The organism is Paraburkholderia sp. (assembly GCF_028283785.1).
In the GTDB taxonomy this organism is placed as follows: domain Bacteria; phylum Pseudomonadota; class Gammaproteobacteria; order Burkholderiales; family Burkholderiaceae; genus Paraburkholderia.
Map to the genome: position 1 here is coordinate 205,184 of NZ_JAPWKB010000012.1, position 15,060 is coordinate 220,243.

Sequence of the window (15,060 nt, forward strand, 5' to 3'; positions counted from 1 at the left end):
CTTCAAGGTCCGTTTATGCCTTGCGGATCACTCGCGGATCAATAAGCGCCGGACTTCTTGAAGTCTTTGACGGCCGTGTGCAGCAGGCCTTCGTCGTCCTTCGAGAGTTCCTTGTTATCTTCGATGCGCTTGACCAGGTCAGCGTGGCTTGCCTTCAGGTATTCGCGCAGGCCCTTTTCGAACGGCAGAACCTGGCTGACTTCGAGGTCGTCCAGATAGCCGTTGTTCGCGGCGAACAGCGCAACACCCAGTTCCCACACTTGCAGCGGCTGATACTGCGGCTGCTTCAGCAGTTCCGTCACGCGGCGACCGCGCTCCAGCTGCTTGCGGGTGGCTTCGTCGAGGTCCGATGCGAACTGCGCGAATGCTGCCAGTTCACGGTACTGCGCGAGGTCGGTACGGATACCGCCCGACAGCTTCTTCACGATCTTGGTCTGAGCTGCACCACCCACGCGCGACACCGACACGCCGGCGTTAATTGCCGGGCGGATACCTGCGTTGAACAGATCGGTTTCCAGGAAGATCTGGCCGTCGGTGATCGAGATCACGTTCGTCGGGACGAATGCGGTCACGTCGCCTGCTTGCGTTTCGATGATCGGCAGTGCCGTCAGCGAACCGCTCTTGCCCTTCACTTCGCCGTTCGTGAACTTCTCGACGTAGTCTTCCGACACGCGAGCCGCACGCTCGAGCAGACGCGAGTGCAGATAGAACACGTCGCCCGGATACGCTTCGCGGCCCGGCGGACGGCGCAGCAGCAGCGAGATCTGACGGTATGCCCAAGCTTGCTTGGTCAAATCGTCATAAACGATCAGCGCGTCTTGACCGCGATCGCGGAAGTATTCGCCCATCGTGCAGCCCGCGTACGGTGCGAGATATTGCATCGCAGCCGAATCGGACGCCGAAGCCGCGACGATGATCGTGTATTCCATCGCGCCGGCTTCTTCCAGCTTGCGCACCACGTTCATGATCGACGACGCTTTCTGGCCGATCGCGACGTAGATACAGAAGAGGTTCTTGCCCTTCTGGTTGATGATCGCGTCGACTGCGACGGCGGTCTTGCCGCACTGGCGGTCGCCGATGATCAGCTCGCGCTGGCCACGGCCAACCGGCACCATCGCGTCGATCGACTTCAGACCGGTTTGAACCGGTTCCGAAACCGACTTACGCCAGATCACGCCCGGTGCGATCTTTTCGATTGCGTCGGTTTTCGTTGCGTTGACCGGGCCCTTGCCGTCGATCGGGTTGCCGAGTGCATCGACCACGCGGCCGAGCAGTTCCGGACCTACCGGCACTTCGAGAATGCGGCCCGTCGTCTTGACGATGTCGCCTTCCGAAATGTGTTCGTATTCACCCAGAATCACCGCGCCCACCGAGTCGCGCTCGAGGTTCAGCGCGAGGCCGTAGGTGTTGCCCGGGAATTCGAGCATTTCGCCCTGCATCACTTCCGACAGGCCGTGAATACGCACGATACCGTCGGTCACGGAGATCACGGTGCCCTGGTTGCGAACGTCTGCGCTCGCTTCAAGGCCCTGGATCCGGCTCTTGATCAGCTCGCTGATCTCAGAGGGATTGAGTTGCATTATTCGCTCCTGATAGTCAATTCTGTTGCGTGCCAGCCGCTTCAGCGCTTTAGGCGCTTCAGGCCGTCAGAGCCGTCTGCATGCTGGCAAGCCGCGCGCGGACCGAGGTATCGAGCACTTCGTCGCCGACCGTCACGCGCACGCCGCCGATCAGCGACGCGTCGGTTTCAACCGTCGGCTTCAGCTTGCGTTTGAACTTGCGTTCGAGACTTGCGACGAGGTCGTTCAACTGTGCGCCTTCGAGCGGGAATGCGCTGACGATCAGCACATCGGCCGCGCCTTCACGGGCGTTCTTCAACTCTTCGAACTGCGTGGCGATTTCCGGCAGCAGTTGCAGACGATGGTTATCCACCAGCATCTGCACCAGATTCTTCGCCTGCGCATTGTCCTTGAGCGGCGATTTGACCGCGGCGAGCAGCAATTCGCTGATCTGTGCGCGGCTTACTTTCGGGCTCGTGGCGATCGACAGCACTTCGGGCAGACGCGCAACCTGTGCCAGCTCGTGCACGAGCGTGGACCAGGCGGCGGTGTCACCAGCTTCGGCCACGCCAAACAGCGCTTCTGCGTACGGACGGGCGATGGTTGCAAGTTCGGCCATGATCAGAGCTCGGCTTTCAGTTGATTCAGCAGGTCGGCGTGGGCCGACTGATCGACTTCGCGCTTCAGGATCTGTTCAGCGCCCTTCACCGCCAGCGAAGCGACTTCGCCACGCAGGGTTTCACGCGCCTTCACGACTTGCTGGTCAGCATCGGCCTTCGCTTGCGCGACGATCCGGGCGGCTTCGGCGTGAGCCTGTGCCTTGATTTCGTCGGCGAGGGCGACCGCGCGCTTTTCAGCGTCGGCGATGCGCTGCTGGCCGTCATTGCGAGCCTGCGCGAGTTCCTGGTCGACTTTCTTGTGCGCGGCAGCGAGTTCAGCCTTGCCCTTTTCGGCGGCCGACAGGCCATCGGCGATCTTCTTCGCGCGCTCGTCGAGGGCGTTGATCAACGGCGGCCACACGAACTTCATCGTGAACCACGCGAGGATCAGGAACACGACCATTTGCGCAAACAGGGTTGCGTTGAGATTCACGGTGTTTCCTTAAACGTTGCTAGTTCGGAAAGTGAAACGGCAAGGCGCTCATCGATTCTGTGTTCGATCAGCGCCCAGTGCCCGTTCCGCCCTGCGCCTGATTGTTATCGATCAGGCGCAAACTTCCGAGGAACCTCAGCCTGCCAGCTTCGACAGCAGCGGGTTCGCGAACGCAAACAGCATTGCCACACCAACGCCAATCAGGAACGCCGCGTCGATCAGACCAGCCAGCAGGAACATCTTCGTTTGCAGCGGGTTCATCAGTTCAGGCTGACGTGCGCACGCTTCGATGTACTTGCCGCCCATCAGGCCGATACCGATACAGGCGCCGATAGCACCCAGGCCGATGATGATGCCGATACCGATGGCGGTCAGACCCTGGATGTTGGCGATGAAAGCTTGCATGATCACTCCTTTGTGAAAAGTCTTTTTGGAACTGGGATTTAAAAAACTAAAGCTTGATTGGTTCGACAGCCCGGATTAGTGGGTGTCGTGTGCCTGGCCGAGATACACCAGCGTCAGCATCATGAAAATGAACGCCTGCAGCAGCACGATCAGAATGTGGAAGATGGCCCACACGCTGCCGGCGATCACGTGGCCGATGAAGCCAAGCACCGTCGTGTCCGCGCCGAAACTCCAGATGCTGCCGAGCAAGGCAATCAGCAGGAACAACAGTTCGCCCGCGTACATGTTGCCGAACAGCCGCATGCCGAGCGAGACCGTCTTCGCGACGAACTCGATGATGTTCAGTGCAAGGTTCGGGATCCACAGCAGCGGATGCGAGCCGAACGGAGCGGACAGCAGTTCATGTACGAAACCGCCTACGCCCTTGATCTTGAAGTTGTAGTAAATCATCAGCACGAACACGCCGAGTGCGATGCCGAGCGTGCCGTTAAGGTCGGCGGTCGGCACGATGCGGTGGTGCGGGATGACGCCCGACAGACCCAACCAGCCGATCACACGGCCCGGGAGGTCGACGGGGATAAAGTCGAGCGAGTTCATCAGGGCGACCCAGACGAACACCGTCAGCGCGAGCGGCGCGATGAACGTGCGGCTGCCGTGAATCATCGACTTGGATTGATCTTCGACCAGCTCGACCAGCATTTCGATCGCGCACTGGAAACGGCCCGGCACGCCGGACGTCGCCTTGCGAGCGGCAAGATGCAGGATGAAGATCGTAGCCAGACCGCAAACAATCGACCAGAACAGGGTGTCGATATTCCAGACGTGAATGTCGAAAATCGACGTCTGCTTCGCGGTGGAAAAGTTCTGCAAGTGGTGCGCGATGTACTCTGAAGGATCCAGAGCGCGCGTGCCTTCGCTAGCTGCCATATCGTTAATGCCACCCAAATTGTCGAAAATCTATCCGGGCTATTCCCGTCTATGCAATGCTGCATTGCGGGAACATGCCAGCGCAGGTTGTGTCGAACCTGCGCGCCCTTGACTGACGCCTTGCGTCAGCCTGCTTTCAATTCTGTTTGCCGCTTGAATGCTGCTCGATTGTGCTGCCTGAGTCGCTGCCGCGACTGCCTGACTTGCTTTACTGCGGGCGGTTCATCGCCACGCGAGCGCGATCCAGTACGTCTTCAGTGCGATGAGGTAGGTCACGAGTAGCGGAATCCAGCGTACGTCGTGATACCAGAAGGCAATTGCGACAAACATCGCTATTGTTGTCCCCATCTTGAGCGCTTCGCCGATCATCCAGCTCATCACCGTTTCGGCGCCGCTCAGTGTTCTGAGGCGCGCTGCAAACAGCGCGCCCGGTATCCAGCAGATCGCTCCACCCAGAAACGCGGATAGCGCAGCAGCGCCCGGCGGCTTGGAAAGCAGCCACCACACCAGCGTAGCACCCAGGGACAAAACCATTTGCGCCGCCACGACCTTGAAAGGCGTGACGCGCGATGGACGGCTCACATTCGGACCAAACAGCTTTTCAGCCTCGGCCCGCGTAAGCGGAACGATATTGTTATCTTGCTGCTCGACATCCCATGCCTCTTCGGACGCAGACGGAATGTTGCTGACCGCGCGGTGTTCGTCGTGCCTGTGGTTCGGCGCTTGACCCGCCATCGCAGTGTTCCGCAAAAGTCCAAATTAGCCCGCGAGCTTACATGCCACTTACGGGGTTGCCTAGCAATTAAATCCGGGCGATTGTAAGCGATAGTTGCAGGCAATTCAAGACTTTAGGCCGTTCAATAAACCGCGCAAAACCGCCCCTCATGATGCGGCATAGTGTCTCAATAGGGCAATCGATTACTGACTGTAAGGCTGAATAGTGGTAGGCAAATGACGCGCTGAACAGGCGTCGAAAGAACTGGGATTTACGGCCGAATGATTGGAAATTAGGCAACCCGGAGAGCTACCTATTTTAGCCACGAAGATATCGAAAAATCGCGCGATTGCACTCGATGCGCGCGCGATGCCTGCCTAGAAAACGATCAACTCGAAACAGCGGCGATATTCGATCAAGCCGTCGCTGCTCCGCCCCGCAAACGCACCAGAATGCCTTCCAGCGCATCGAGGTCGCCGAAGTCGACGAGCACCTGGCCACGGCCGCGTCGGCCGAGTTTGATCTTCACCGTCGCTGACAGCAGATCCGACAACTCTTCTTCGAGACGTCGCGTATCGCGTCCGCCATCCTGATTCGCGCGCGCTTTCAAGGTCGGCGTGATTTTGGTCGTGGACGTGACCAGCTTCTCCGTCTCGCGCACCGACATCCGCTTGTTGATAACCTGATTGGCCAACGTGATCTGCGTCGCGGCGTCGACGGCGAGCAACGCGCGTGCGTGGCCCATGTCGAGATCGCCGGCGAGCAACATCGTCTGAACTGGCGCAGCCAGGTTCAACAATCGCAGCAAGTTCGACACTGCACTGCGCGAGCGCCCCACCGATTCCGCCGCCTGCTCGTGCGTAAAACCGAAATCGTCGAGCAAACGCTGGATGCCCTGCGCCTCTTCGAGCGGGTTCAAATCCTCGCGCTGGATATTCTCGATCAGTGCCATCGCGGCGGCCGCCTGATCGGGCACGTCCTTCACCAACACCGGCACTTCATCGAGACCGGCAAGACGGGCGGCCCGGAAGCGTCGCTCGCCCGCGATGATTTCAAACTGATCGGGGCCAACCGGACGCACGAGAATCGGCTGCATCAAACCCTGCGCGCGAATACTCGCGGCCAGCTCCTGCAACGCGCCCTCGTCCATCCGCGTGCGCGGCTGGTACTTGCCGGCCTGCAGCTTGTCGAGCGGCAACGTATGCGGCGCGCCGTCGATTTTCACCGCCTCGGTGATGTCCGCGCTGCCGCCGAGTAGCGCCTCAAGCCCGCGCCCCAATCCCTTCTTTCTCGCTACTGCGTTCATCGTGCTTCCTCGATCCGCCTGGATGCCTGTCCGCGCGTCACGACGCGCGCACCCGTTCAATCATCTCCGCGCCAAACTGCACGTAGGCCTGCGCGCCGCGCGACGCCCGGTCAAACACCACGCCGGGCAATCCGTAACTCGGCGCTTCGGCGAGGCGCACGTTCCGCGGAATCACCACGTCGAACACCTTGTCGCCGAAATGTTCTTTCAACTGCTCGGACACCTGCTGTTGCAAGGTAATGCGCGGATCGAACATCACCCGCAACAACCCGATGACCTTCAAATCGCGATTCAGGTTCGCGTGAACCTGTTTGATCGTGGCGACGAGGTCGGACAAGCCTTCGAGCGCGAAATACTCGCACTGCATCGGGATGATCACGCCGTGCGCCGCGCACAGGCCATTCAAGGTCAACAGCGACAATGCCGGCGGGCAATCTATCAGAACAAAATCGTAGTCGGCTTCGACGGCCGCCAATGCCGTGCGCAACACCTTCTCGCGATTCTCGACGCTGACGAGTTCAACCTCGGCGCCAGCCAGTTCGCGATTCGCAGGCAATACATCATATGAAACAGCTTCAGGTCGCACTCGCGCGTCCGACACGGCCACGCCGTCGACCAGAACTTCGTAAATCGTGTTTTCGCAGGCGGCTTTGTCGACGCCGCTACCCATCGTGGCATTGCCTTGCGGGTCCAGATCGATAAGGAGGACACGCTGGTCTTGCGATGCGAGGCTCGCGGCTAGATTAACCGCCGTCGTCGTTTTACCGACGCCCCCCTTCTGGTTCGCAACGCAGAAGATTTTTGCCATCGTTGGTGTGCCCTTGCAGCTTTGAAAAGTGTTTTTGGAATTGCGGGTACTGCATCCCGGCATGCGCCGGGTTGGCGGTGTTATCCGGCGACTGAAACCTTGATCAGGTGACGCTCGGCGTCGAGTTGCGGCACGGTGAGACGGATAATCTGCTCGGCCTTCGATCCGGCCGGCAAGCGTTCGATTTCGCTGTCGGGCTGCACGCCCTTCATCGCCCAGATTGCGCCGCCATCCGCAACCAGGTGCCGCGCCAGTGTAACGAAGTCGGCCAACTCTGCGAACGCGCGAGACACAATCACGTCGAATTTACCGGCAACTTCAACGCCCGGCTTCAAAGTCTCGACCCGTCCCGTGACAACCGATAGATTGCTCAGTCCGAGTTCAGCCTTCGCCTGCGATTGAAAAGCAGTCTTCTTATGGACGATATCGTTCAGCGTGATCGACCAGTCCGGTAGAACGATCGCCATGACGATGCCGGGCAAACCACCACCCGAACCCACGTCCAGCGCCGACGACGGCCCGAGCGGTGCCAGATGCGGCACGATCGACAGCGAATCGAGAATATGCTGGATCAACATTTGCCGCGGATCGCGAATCGCGGTCAGGTTATAGACCGCGTTCCACTTCGCCAGCAACGCAACGTAATCGAGCAACTTGTCGTGTTGTTGCGCGGACAGATTCAGTCCGAGCGCCGTTGCCCCATCGGCGAGCAACGCTGCGAGCGCGTCGCGGTCCGCGCCAATCCCCTTCTGACGACCGCTCATTGCACGACCGGCGTGTTATCGCCGCCATTGCCTTCGACCGGCTTCGTCGGCCGACGGCCCAGACCGCGCTTCAGGTGAACCATCAGCAGCGAAATCGCTGCCGGCGTAATACCGGAAATGCGCGACGCCTGGCCGATCGTCTCGGGACGGAACTGCGTCAGCTTTTGACGCGCTTCGAACGACAAGCCGCGAACTTCCGCGTAATCCAGCGCTTCCGGCAGACGCGTGCTTTCGTGGGCTTCGTTACGTTCGATTTCGCCGGCCTGACGGTCGATATACCCCTGATACTTCACACCGATTTCGATCTGCTCCTTGATCTGCGCGAGCAGAACGTCGTCCTCGGCCAACTGCTCAGGCGCCTCGCAGGCACCGTCACGCAAGCCGCAAACGCCGTCGTACGTAACGCCCGGACGGCGCAACAGGTCGGCGAGACTGTATTCGTGATCGATCGGCTTGCCCAACAATGCGGTAGCTTCGTCCGCAGACAATGTCTTCGGATTCACCCACGTCGTGCGCAGTCGCTCTGTTTCACGTGAAACAGCGTCGCGTTTACGACTAAAGGCGTCCCAACGTACGTCGTCCACGATGCCCAATTCGCGGCCCATTTCCGTCAAGCGCATATCGGCATTGTCTTCGCGCAGGCTCAGACGGTATTCGGCGCGGCTGGTGAACATCCGGTACGGCTCGGAGACACCTTGCGTGACCAGATCATCGACGAGCACGCCAAGGTACGCCTGATCGCGGCGCGGACACCACGCATCTTTACCTTGCACGTACAAACCAGCATTAATCCCGGCCAGCAAACCCTGCGCAGCCGCTTCTTCGTAACCAGTGGTCCCGTTGATCTGTCCGGCGAAGAACAGGCCGCTAATTACCTTCGTTTCCAGCGAGGCCTTCAGGCCGCGCGGATCGAAGTAGTCATATTCGATTGCATAACCCGGACGCAGGATGTGCGCGTGCTCCAGACCACGCATCGAACGCACCAGCTCAAGCTGCACGTCGAACGGGAGGCTGGTCGAGATGCCGTTCGGATAGAACTCGTTCGTCGTCAAACCTTCCGGCTCGAGGAAGATCTGATGCGAATCTTTCGATGCAAAGCGGTGAATCTTGTCCTCGATCGACGGGCAATACCGCGGCCCCACCCCTTCGATCACGCCCGTGTACATCGGCGAGCGGTCGAGGCCACTACGAATGATGTCGTGTGTGCGCTCGTTCGTATGCGTGACCCAGCACGGCACCTGCCGCGGATGCTGCTCAACGCGGCCGAGAAACGAAAACACCGGCACCGGATCGAGGTCGCCCGGTTGCTCATCGAGTTGCGAGAAGTCGATCGTGCGACCGTCGATACGCGGCGGCGTACCCGTTTTCAGGCGGCCTTGCGGCAACTTCAGTTCTTTTAGACGCGCAGACAGCGACACCGCAGCCGGATCGCCCGCGCGACCGCCCGTGTAGTTGTTCAGTCCGACGTGGATCTTGCCGTCGAGGAACGTTCCGGCGGTCAGCACGACAGCGCGCGCACGGAAGCTCAATCCGACTTGCGTCACCGCGCCGACAACACGATCACCCTCGACGACCAGATCGTCGACGGCCTGCTGGAACAGCCACAAATTCGGCTGATTCTCGAGTCGATGGCGGATTGCCTGCTTGTACAGCAGACGATCAGCCTGCGCGCGGGTCGCACGGACGGCCGGGCCTTTCGACGAATTCAGGATCCGGAACTGGATACCGCCTTCATCGGTGGCGGCCGCCATGGCGCCGCCGAGCGCATCGACTTCTTTGACCAGATGGCCCTTGCCAATGCCGCCGATCGACGGATTGCAGCTCATCTGGCCGAGGGTTTCGATGTTATGCGTCAGCAGCAACGTCCTGTTGCCCATGCGCGCGGAAGCCAAAGCGGCTTCCGTACCGGCGTGGCCACCGCCGACGACGATTACGTCAAATTCTGAGGGAAAAAGCATCGCAGATCTCACGCAGACCTTCGCGTGAGCCTTTCAGAGGAAAAAGTATGGGCGAATTATAACGGGTTCGCTTTCGGCCCGAATTCGGCCGAATGGCCAAAACAACAAAAAAGCGGCGTGTTTCACGTGAAACACGCCGCTCGAATTCGCAGCAAACACCCGTCGGCTGGGACGCTACGCCGCTTTTTTCGTCAAACCCAAATATGTTTCAATGACGCGCGGATTTTGCGCCAAATCCGCAGCCGGACCTTCGAGCGCCAACTCCCCTGTCTCTAGCACATAGCCGTAATCGGAGATTTGCAGTGCCGCGCGCGCGTTCTGCTCGATCAACAACGTCGCGACGCCCGTCTGACGCAGCGCGCTGATGATATGAAAGATCTCCTTCACGATCAGCGGCGCCAAACCCAGACTCGGTTCATCGAGCATCAACAAATCCGGCTTGCCCATCAATGCGCGCCCGACCGCCAGCATTTGACGCTCACCACCGGACAACGTCCCGGCTGCCTGTTTCCGGCGTTCTTTCAATCGCGGGAAAAGCGTAAACACCGGTTCCAGCTGATCAAGAAAATTGCGCTCCCCTGCACGCTTGCGACGATAGGCACCAAGCACGAGGTTGTCTTCAACCGTCATCGTCGAAAACAACTCGCGCTTTTCCGGTACCAGACACATCCCGCGTGCGACCCGCTTTTCGACAGGCACGGCGCTCACATCCTCGCCGCGATACACGATCACGCCTTTAGCGTGTCCCGTTACCGGCAACGCACCCATGATTGCGTTCAGCAACGTGGATTTCCCCGCGCCGTTCGGACCGATCACCGACACGATCTGCCCCGGCCGCACCTTGATAGCCGCACCGTGCAACGCTTCAACCTTGCCGTAGCGAACCGCGAGGTTCGTCACGTCGAGGATCGGCGTCGTCGATGCGTCTACTTCCTGATTTTGCTCGCTCATCATTCCACCCCGCCCAGATACGCTTCCAGCACCGCCGGATCTTTCTGCACATCGAGCGGCAAACCTTCCGCGATGCGCGTCCCAAACTCCATCACCACCAGCCGGTCGGTCAGGTTCATCACGAAATCCATATCGTGTTCGACCAACAACACGCTCATGCCCTCTTCCTTCAGCTTCCGGAGCAGCGTCGCCAGTTGTTGCTTCTCCTGATAGCGCAGACCGGCAGCCGGTTCGTCGAGCAGTAGCAACGTCGGGTCGCAACACAGCGCGCGGGCAATTTCGAGAATCCGCTGCTGACCAAGCGCCAGGCTACCTGCTTCGTCGTACATGTGCTGTTCGAGTCCGACACGGCGGATCTGACGCGCCGCTTCCGCCATCAAACGCGCTTCTTCAGCGCCATTCAGTTTGACGATGCTGCGCCACACGCCCGCGTGCCCACGAAGATGCGCGCCAATCGCGACGTTCTCCAGCACCGTCATGCCCGGCAGCAACTTCACGTGCTGGAACGTCCGGCCGATCCCGCGACGAACGATTTCACGTGAAGTCAGCGAATCGATCCGCTCGCCCCGGAATGTGATTGCGCCGCTCGTGGCTTGCAAGACGCCCGTCACCAGATTGAAGGTCGTGGACTTGCCCGCGCCGTTGGGGCCGATCAGACCGATGATCTGCCCCGCTTTCACCTCGAAACTCACGTCGTTGACGGCAACCAGGCCGCCGAACTGCTTGCGCGCCTTCTCCACCGTCAGCAGCGGTTCACCGGTCGTCGGCTTGCTGCGCTGCGGCAAAGGCTCTGCGTGATCCGGAACATGCGCGCGCGGCGGCTTCGGAAACAGTCGCGCGACATACGGCCAAACACCTTGCCGCGCGTACTGAAGGAGCAACACCATCAAGATGCCGAACACGATCACTTCGAAGTTGCCGTTTTCACCCAGCAGTTTCGGCAGCAGCGTTTGCAGATAGTCTTGCAGGATCGTAAGGATCGCCGCGCCGAGCACCGCGCCCCACACATGCGAGACTCCGCCCACCACCGCCATAAACAGAAACTCGATGCCATGGTTCAGGCCGAACGGCGTCGGATTCACTGCACGTTGCAGGTGCGCATACAGAAAGCCCGAGATCGACGCGAGGACCGCCGCATAGACGAAGATCACCACGCGCATCCAGGCCGTGTTCACGCCCATTGCTTCCGCCATCGATCCGCCGCCACGCAACGCGCGAATCGCGCGACCCGGCCGGCTATTAAGCAGATTCTGAACAGAAACGACCGCGCCGAGCACGACGACCCAGATCAGGTAATAGATGTGGCGACCCGATTCGAGGTTGATCCCAAACACGTTCAGGACCGGAATGCCGTTGATCCCGTCGTACTTGCCGAGGATCTCCAGATTGCCGAACAGGAAGAACAGCGCGAGCCCCCACGCGATCGTCCCAAGCGGCAGGAAGTGGCCCGACAGACGCATCGTCACCAGCCCGAGCAACAGCGCGATCGCGGCCGTCAGCACCACGCCGACGATCAACGCGAGCCACGGCGACACGCCGAACTGCGTCGTCAGATACGCCGTCGTGTACGCGCCGACGCCGACGAACGCCGCCTGCCCGAAGCTCGTCATCCCGCCGATCCCCGTCAGCAGCACAAGGCCGATCGCGACGATCGCATACAGCCCGATATAGTTGAGCAGCGTCACCCAGTACTCGGGAACGTGGATGGGTTGCGGCAGCACCGGCAACGCGAAAATCACCACGAGGAACAGCCAGAAGAACTTGCTTTGCATGATCCGTTTCATCGTGTCACTCCTCGTCCTCTTCGGCGTGCGGGCTGGCGAGACTCCGCCACAGCAGCACCGGGATGATCAGCGTGAACACGATCACTTCCTTATATGAACTGGCCCAGAACGACGAATACGACTCCAGCAGGCCGACCAGGATCGAGCCGGCCGCTGCCAGCGGATAACTGATCAATCCGCCGATAATCGCGCCCACGAAGCCCTTGAGACCGATCAGGAAGCCGGAGTCGTAGTAGATCGTCGTCAGCGGCGCGACGAGGATCCCGCAAAGCGCGCCGAGGCCCGCTGCGAGCGTGAACGCGAGGCGCCCCGCTTGCGTCGTGCCGATCCCGACCAGCCGCGCGCCGACCCGGTTCACCGACGTCGCGCGCAAGGCCTTGCCCGAGATCGAACGGTCGAAATACAGGTACAGCGCACCGATCAACACCACCGCCGTGCCGACCACCCAGATACTTTGTCCCGAGATCGTCAGCGTGCCGAGGTTGAACGTGGTGTCGGAGAACGCGTTGGTGCGCGAGCCTTCCGCGCCGAACATCACGAGCCCGAGTCCGACCATCGCAAAGTGCACCGCCACCGCGACGATCAGCAGCAACAACGTCGTCGCTTCGGCGATCGGTTCATAGGCGAGCCGATACACGAACGGGCCCATCGGAATCACGATCAGCAGCGTCAACGCGATCTGCACGATCATCGGCAGGTCGTGTAGTACGATGCCGCGCGTGACCGCATAGACCGCGATCGGAAACAGCAGATACTTGCCGGCCAGCATCGCCAGCGTGCGCGCCATGTGACGGCGTCGCTCGGCATGCCGGATCATCCCCGCCGTCTCGACCACGAAACAGGCAACGCCCATCGCGATCAGCAGCCAGCATGTCGCCGGAAATTTTTGTGTCTGGATGGCCGCCATCGTCAGTGCGCCATACGAGACGAATTCCCCTTGCGGGATAAAAATGACGCGCGTGACGGAAAACACCAGCACAAGCGCAAGCGCGAGCAGCGCGTAAATCGCGCCGGTGGTGATGCCGTCCTGCGCGAGAATGGCCGCTATTGAAAGATCCATACTCCCCGTCCTGGAACGTCGAAATCGAAACTGAAAAACGGCCGCGCACGCGATTGCGCCCGCGGCCTGCGATGCGTGCCCACCTGAAGGCGGACCCAGAAAAACAGCCGCCGCGCCAACCAGCAGCGCGGCGGACGACGCCAGTGGCGTCGGGCGAAAACGGTGCGGCAACGTCACCGCACCGGGCGCGAGAGGCGCGTATTTTTATAGTGTGTGTTGCTTCGTCGTCTACGTGACGCGTCGTCTATCGCGCGTCACGGCGTGGCTTATTCGCCTTGCAGCTTCCACTTGTTGTCGACGATTTCGACGATCACGCGCGCACGGTTGTCGAGGCCGTTGTGATCGGTCGGCGTGGTGTTCATGATGCCGTGCGACACAGGCAATTCCTTGATGTTTTCCAGTGCGCCACGCAGTGCCACACGGAACGCTTCCGTACCCGGTTGCGCGGTCTTCAGCGCCACCGGAATGGCTTGCTGGAGCATCAGCCCGGCATCCCATGCATGACCGCCGAACGTCGCCACCGTGCCCACGCCGTAGGCTTTCTCGTACGCGTTCTTATAGGCTTGCGACGATTTCTTAACCGGGTTCGAATCCGGCAGTTGATCCGTCACGAGGATCGGACCGGCGGGCAGCAATTCGCCATCGCAATCCTTGCCGCAGACGCGCAGGAAGTCGTTGTTCGCGACGCCGTGCGTCTGATAGATCTTGCCCTTGTAGCCGCGCTCCTTGAGCGCTTTTGCGGGGAGTGCCGCAGGCGTACCCGAACCCGCGATCAGCACCGCATCCGGATTCGCGCCGACCATCTTCAGCACCTGTCCCGTCACCGACGGATCGGCACGGTTGAAGCGCTCGTTCGACACGATTTTCAGATGGTGCTTGTCGGCGGCCGCGCCGAACACCTTGTACCAACTCTCGCCGTACGCATCGGCGAAACCGATGAACGCGACCGTCTTGACGCCATGCTTCTCCATATAGCCCGCGATCGCGTCGGCCATCAGATCGTCGTTTTGCGGCGGCTTGAATGCCCATGCGCGCTTCGCGTCCATCGGCGAGATGATCGCGGCCGATGCGGCCAGCGAGATCATCGGCGTCTTGCCTTCGGAGACGGGATCGAGCATTGCCAGCGAGTTCGGCGTGACGGTCGAACCGATGATCGCATCGACGTGGTTTTCATCGATCAGCTTGCGCGTGTTTTGCACGGCCTTGCTGGTATCGGACGCGTCGTCGAGCACGATGTATTCGACGCTCTTGCCGCCGATTTCTTTCGGCAGCAGCGCGATCGTATTCTTTTCAGGAATGCCGAGCGACGCCGCCGGCCCCGTCGCCGACAGCGTCACCCCGATCTTCACCTGGGCGGATGCCGCCCCCGCGCCGCACACCAGCGCGAGCGCAATGCTTGCGCGCACCCACTGCGTTGTCTTCTTCATTGCCTGTCTCCAAACGGCTTTAACCGCGTATCGTGTAACCCGCCTCATGGGCTGGGCTTCTGAATCTAGTGATCGGGTCGGGCCATGCCAAGCATGGTTTTCCCTGCTCACCGGCGAATAGTCGCGCGACGGTTTCTTGTCGTCCGTGCGGCGCAACACTGCTGCATGCGAACGCTTTATCGACGTTCGCAAACCTGCTCTTTTCGCGACTCTCGCGCGTCACCCGAACGCGCATCGCTCCCTTTCTACACGCGAAAAAAAAGGCGCGTTAGCAGTACGCGCCTTTTTTAGATATGTGCGGGAC

Annotated in this window: 14 protein-coding genes; all 14 read right to left on the bottom strand. The window is 60.4% G+C overall.

Annotated elements, in window-relative coordinates:
- Nucleotides 1–38 precede the first annotated feature (38 nt).
- The 14 genes from atpA to PW947_RS12705 all read right to left on the bottom strand — a co-directional run bounded on the left by atpA (nt 39) and on the right by PW947_RS12705 (nt 14,756).
- Nucleotides 39–1,580 carry a F0F1 ATP synthase subunit alpha gene (atpA, locus tag PW947_RS12640; protein ID WP_299632070.1) on the bottom strand — a complete coding sequence of 514 codons (1,542 nt, stop codon included), beginning with the start codon at nt 1,578–1,580 and terminating at the stop codon, nt 39–41.
- Nucleotides 1,581–1,638: 58 nt separating this feature from the next.
- On the bottom strand, nt 1,639–2,178 hold the full coding sequence (locus PW947_RS12645; RefSeq protein WP_299632072.1) for a F0F1 ATP synthase subunit delta: 540 nt from the start codon (nt 2,176–2,178) through the stop codon (nt 1,639–1,641).
- A gap of 2 nt (nt 2,179–2,180) precedes the next feature.
- Nucleotides 2,181–2,651 (bottom strand): F0F1 ATP synthase subunit B, encoded by a 471-nt coding sequence (locus PW947_RS12650; RefSeq protein WP_299632073.1) that lies wholly within the window; start codon nt 2,649–2,651, stop codon nt 2,181–2,183.
- Nucleotides 2,652–2,786: 135 nt separating this feature from the next.
- Nucleotides 2,787–3,056 (bottom strand): F0F1 ATP synthase subunit C, encoded by a 270-nt coding sequence (gene atpE, locus PW947_RS12655; protein ID WP_007180033.1) that lies wholly within the window; start codon nt 3,054–3,056, stop codon nt 2,787–2,789.
- Between the two features lie 75 nt (nt 3,057–3,131).
- Nucleotides 3,132–3,983 (bottom strand): F0F1 ATP synthase subunit A, encoded by an 852-nt coding sequence (atpB, locus tag PW947_RS12660; protein WP_299632121.1) that lies wholly within the window; start codon nt 3,981–3,983, stop codon nt 3,132–3,134.
- Nucleotides 3,984–4,205: 222 nt separating this feature from the next.
- Nucleotides 4,206–4,718, bottom strand: a complete 513-nt coding sequence (locus tag PW947_RS12665; protein ID WP_299632122.1) for an ATP synthase subunit I — start codon at nt 4,716–4,718, stop codon at nt 4,206–4,208.
- Nucleotides 4,719–5,113: 395 nt separating this feature from the next.
- Nucleotides 5,114–6,004, bottom strand: coding sequence for a ParB/RepB/Spo0J family partition protein (locus PW947_RS12670; protein ID WP_299632123.1), 891 nt, complete (start codon nt 6,002–6,004; stop codon nt 5,114–5,116).
- Between the two features lie 37 nt (nt 6,005–6,041).
- A complete protein-coding gene (locus PW947_RS12675; RefSeq protein WP_299632124.1) occupies nt 6,042–6,812 on the bottom strand; it encodes an AAA family ATPase in 771 nt (256 codons plus the stop codon).
- Nucleotides 6,813–6,892: 80 nt separating this feature from the next.
- Nucleotides 6,893–7,576, bottom strand: coding sequence for a 16S rRNA (guanine(527)-N(7))-methyltransferase RsmG (rsmG, locus tag PW947_RS12680; RefSeq protein WP_299632125.1), 684 nt, complete (start codon nt 7,574–7,576; stop codon nt 6,893–6,895).
- A complete protein-coding gene (gene mnmG, locus PW947_RS12685; protein WP_299632126.1) occupies nt 7,573–9,534 on the bottom strand; it encodes a tRNA uridine-5-carboxymethylaminomethyl(34) synthesis enzyme MnmG in 1,962 nt (653 codons plus the stop codon). Before mnmG ends, rsmG begins: the two co-directional genes overlap by 4 nt.
- 174 nt (nt 9,535–9,708) lie before the next feature.
- Nucleotides 9,709–10,485, bottom strand: a complete 777-nt coding sequence (locus PW947_RS12690; protein ID WP_299632937.1) for an ABC transporter ATP-binding protein — start codon at nt 10,483–10,485, stop codon at nt 9,709–9,711.
- Nucleotides 10,485–12,269 carry a branched-chain amino acid ABC transporter ATP-binding protein/permease gene (locus PW947_RS12695; RefSeq protein WP_299632127.1) on the bottom strand — a complete coding sequence of 595 codons (1,785 nt, stop codon included), beginning with the start codon at nt 12,267–12,269 and terminating at the stop codon, nt 10,485–10,487. Before PW947_RS12695 ends, PW947_RS12690 begins: the two co-directional genes overlap by 1 nt.
- Nucleotides 12,270–12,273: 4 nt before the next feature.
- Nucleotides 12,274–13,329: a branched-chain amino acid ABC transporter permease gene (locus PW947_RS12700; protein WP_299632128.1), complete on the bottom strand. Its 1,056-nt coding sequence runs from the start codon at nt 13,327–13,329 to the stop codon at nt 12,274–12,276.
- Between the two features lie 266 nt (nt 13,330–13,595).
- Nucleotides 13,596–14,756 (bottom strand): ABC transporter substrate-binding protein, encoded by a 1,161-nt coding sequence (locus tag PW947_RS12705; RefSeq protein WP_299632129.1) that lies wholly within the window; start codon nt 14,754–14,756, stop codon nt 13,596–13,598.
- Nucleotides 14,757–15,060 lie beyond the last annotated feature (304 nt).

Coding starts and splice junctions, on each gene's coding strand:
- atpA (WP_299632070.1), bottom strand. CDS start 1,580: ATGCAACTCAATCCCTCTGAGATCAGCGAGCTGATCAAGAGCCGGATC.
- PW947_RS12645 (WP_299632072.1), bottom strand. CDS start 2,178: ATGGCCGAACTTGCAACCATCGCCCGTCCGTACGCAGAAGCGCTGTTT.
- atpE (WP_007180033.1), bottom strand. CDS start 3,056: ATGCAAGCTTTCATCGCCAACATCCAGGGTCTGACCGCCATCGGTATC.
- atpB (WP_299632121.1), bottom strand. CDS start 3,983: ATGGCAGCTAGCGAAGGCACGCGCGCTCTGGATCCTTCAGAGTACATC.
- PW947_RS12665 (WP_299632122.1), bottom strand. CDS start 4,718: ATGGCGGGTCAAGCGCCGAACCACAGGCACGACGAACACCGCGCGGTC.
- PW947_RS12670 (WP_299632123.1), bottom strand. CDS start 6,004: ATGAACGCAGTAGCGAGAAAGAAGGGATTGGGGCGCGGGCTTGAGGCG.
- PW947_RS12675 (WP_299632124.1), bottom strand. CDS start 6,812: ATGGCAAAAATCTTCTGCGTTGCGAACCAGAAGGGGGGCGTCGGTAAA.
- rsmG (WP_299632125.1), bottom strand. CDS start 7,576: ATGAGCGGTCGTCAGAAGGGGATTGGCGCGGACCGCGACGCGCTCGCA.
- mnmG (WP_299632126.1), bottom strand. CDS start 9,534: ATGCTTTTTCCCTCAGAATTTGACGTAATCGTCGTCGGCGGTGGCCAC.
- PW947_RS12690 (WP_299632937.1), bottom strand. CDS start 10,485: ATGAGCGAGCAAAATCAGGAAGTAGACGCATCGACGACGCCGATCCTC.
- PW947_RS12695 (WP_299632127.1), bottom strand. CDS start 12,269: ATGAAACGGATCATGCAAAGCAAGTTCTTCTGGCTGTTCCTCGTGGTG.
- PW947_RS12700 (WP_299632128.1), bottom strand. CDS start 13,329: ATGGATCTTTCAATAGCGGCCATTCTCGCGCAGGACGGCATCACCACC.
- PW947_RS12705 (WP_299632129.1), bottom strand. CDS start 14,756: ATGAAGAAGACAACGCAGTGGGTGCGCGCAAGCATTGCGCTCGCGCTG.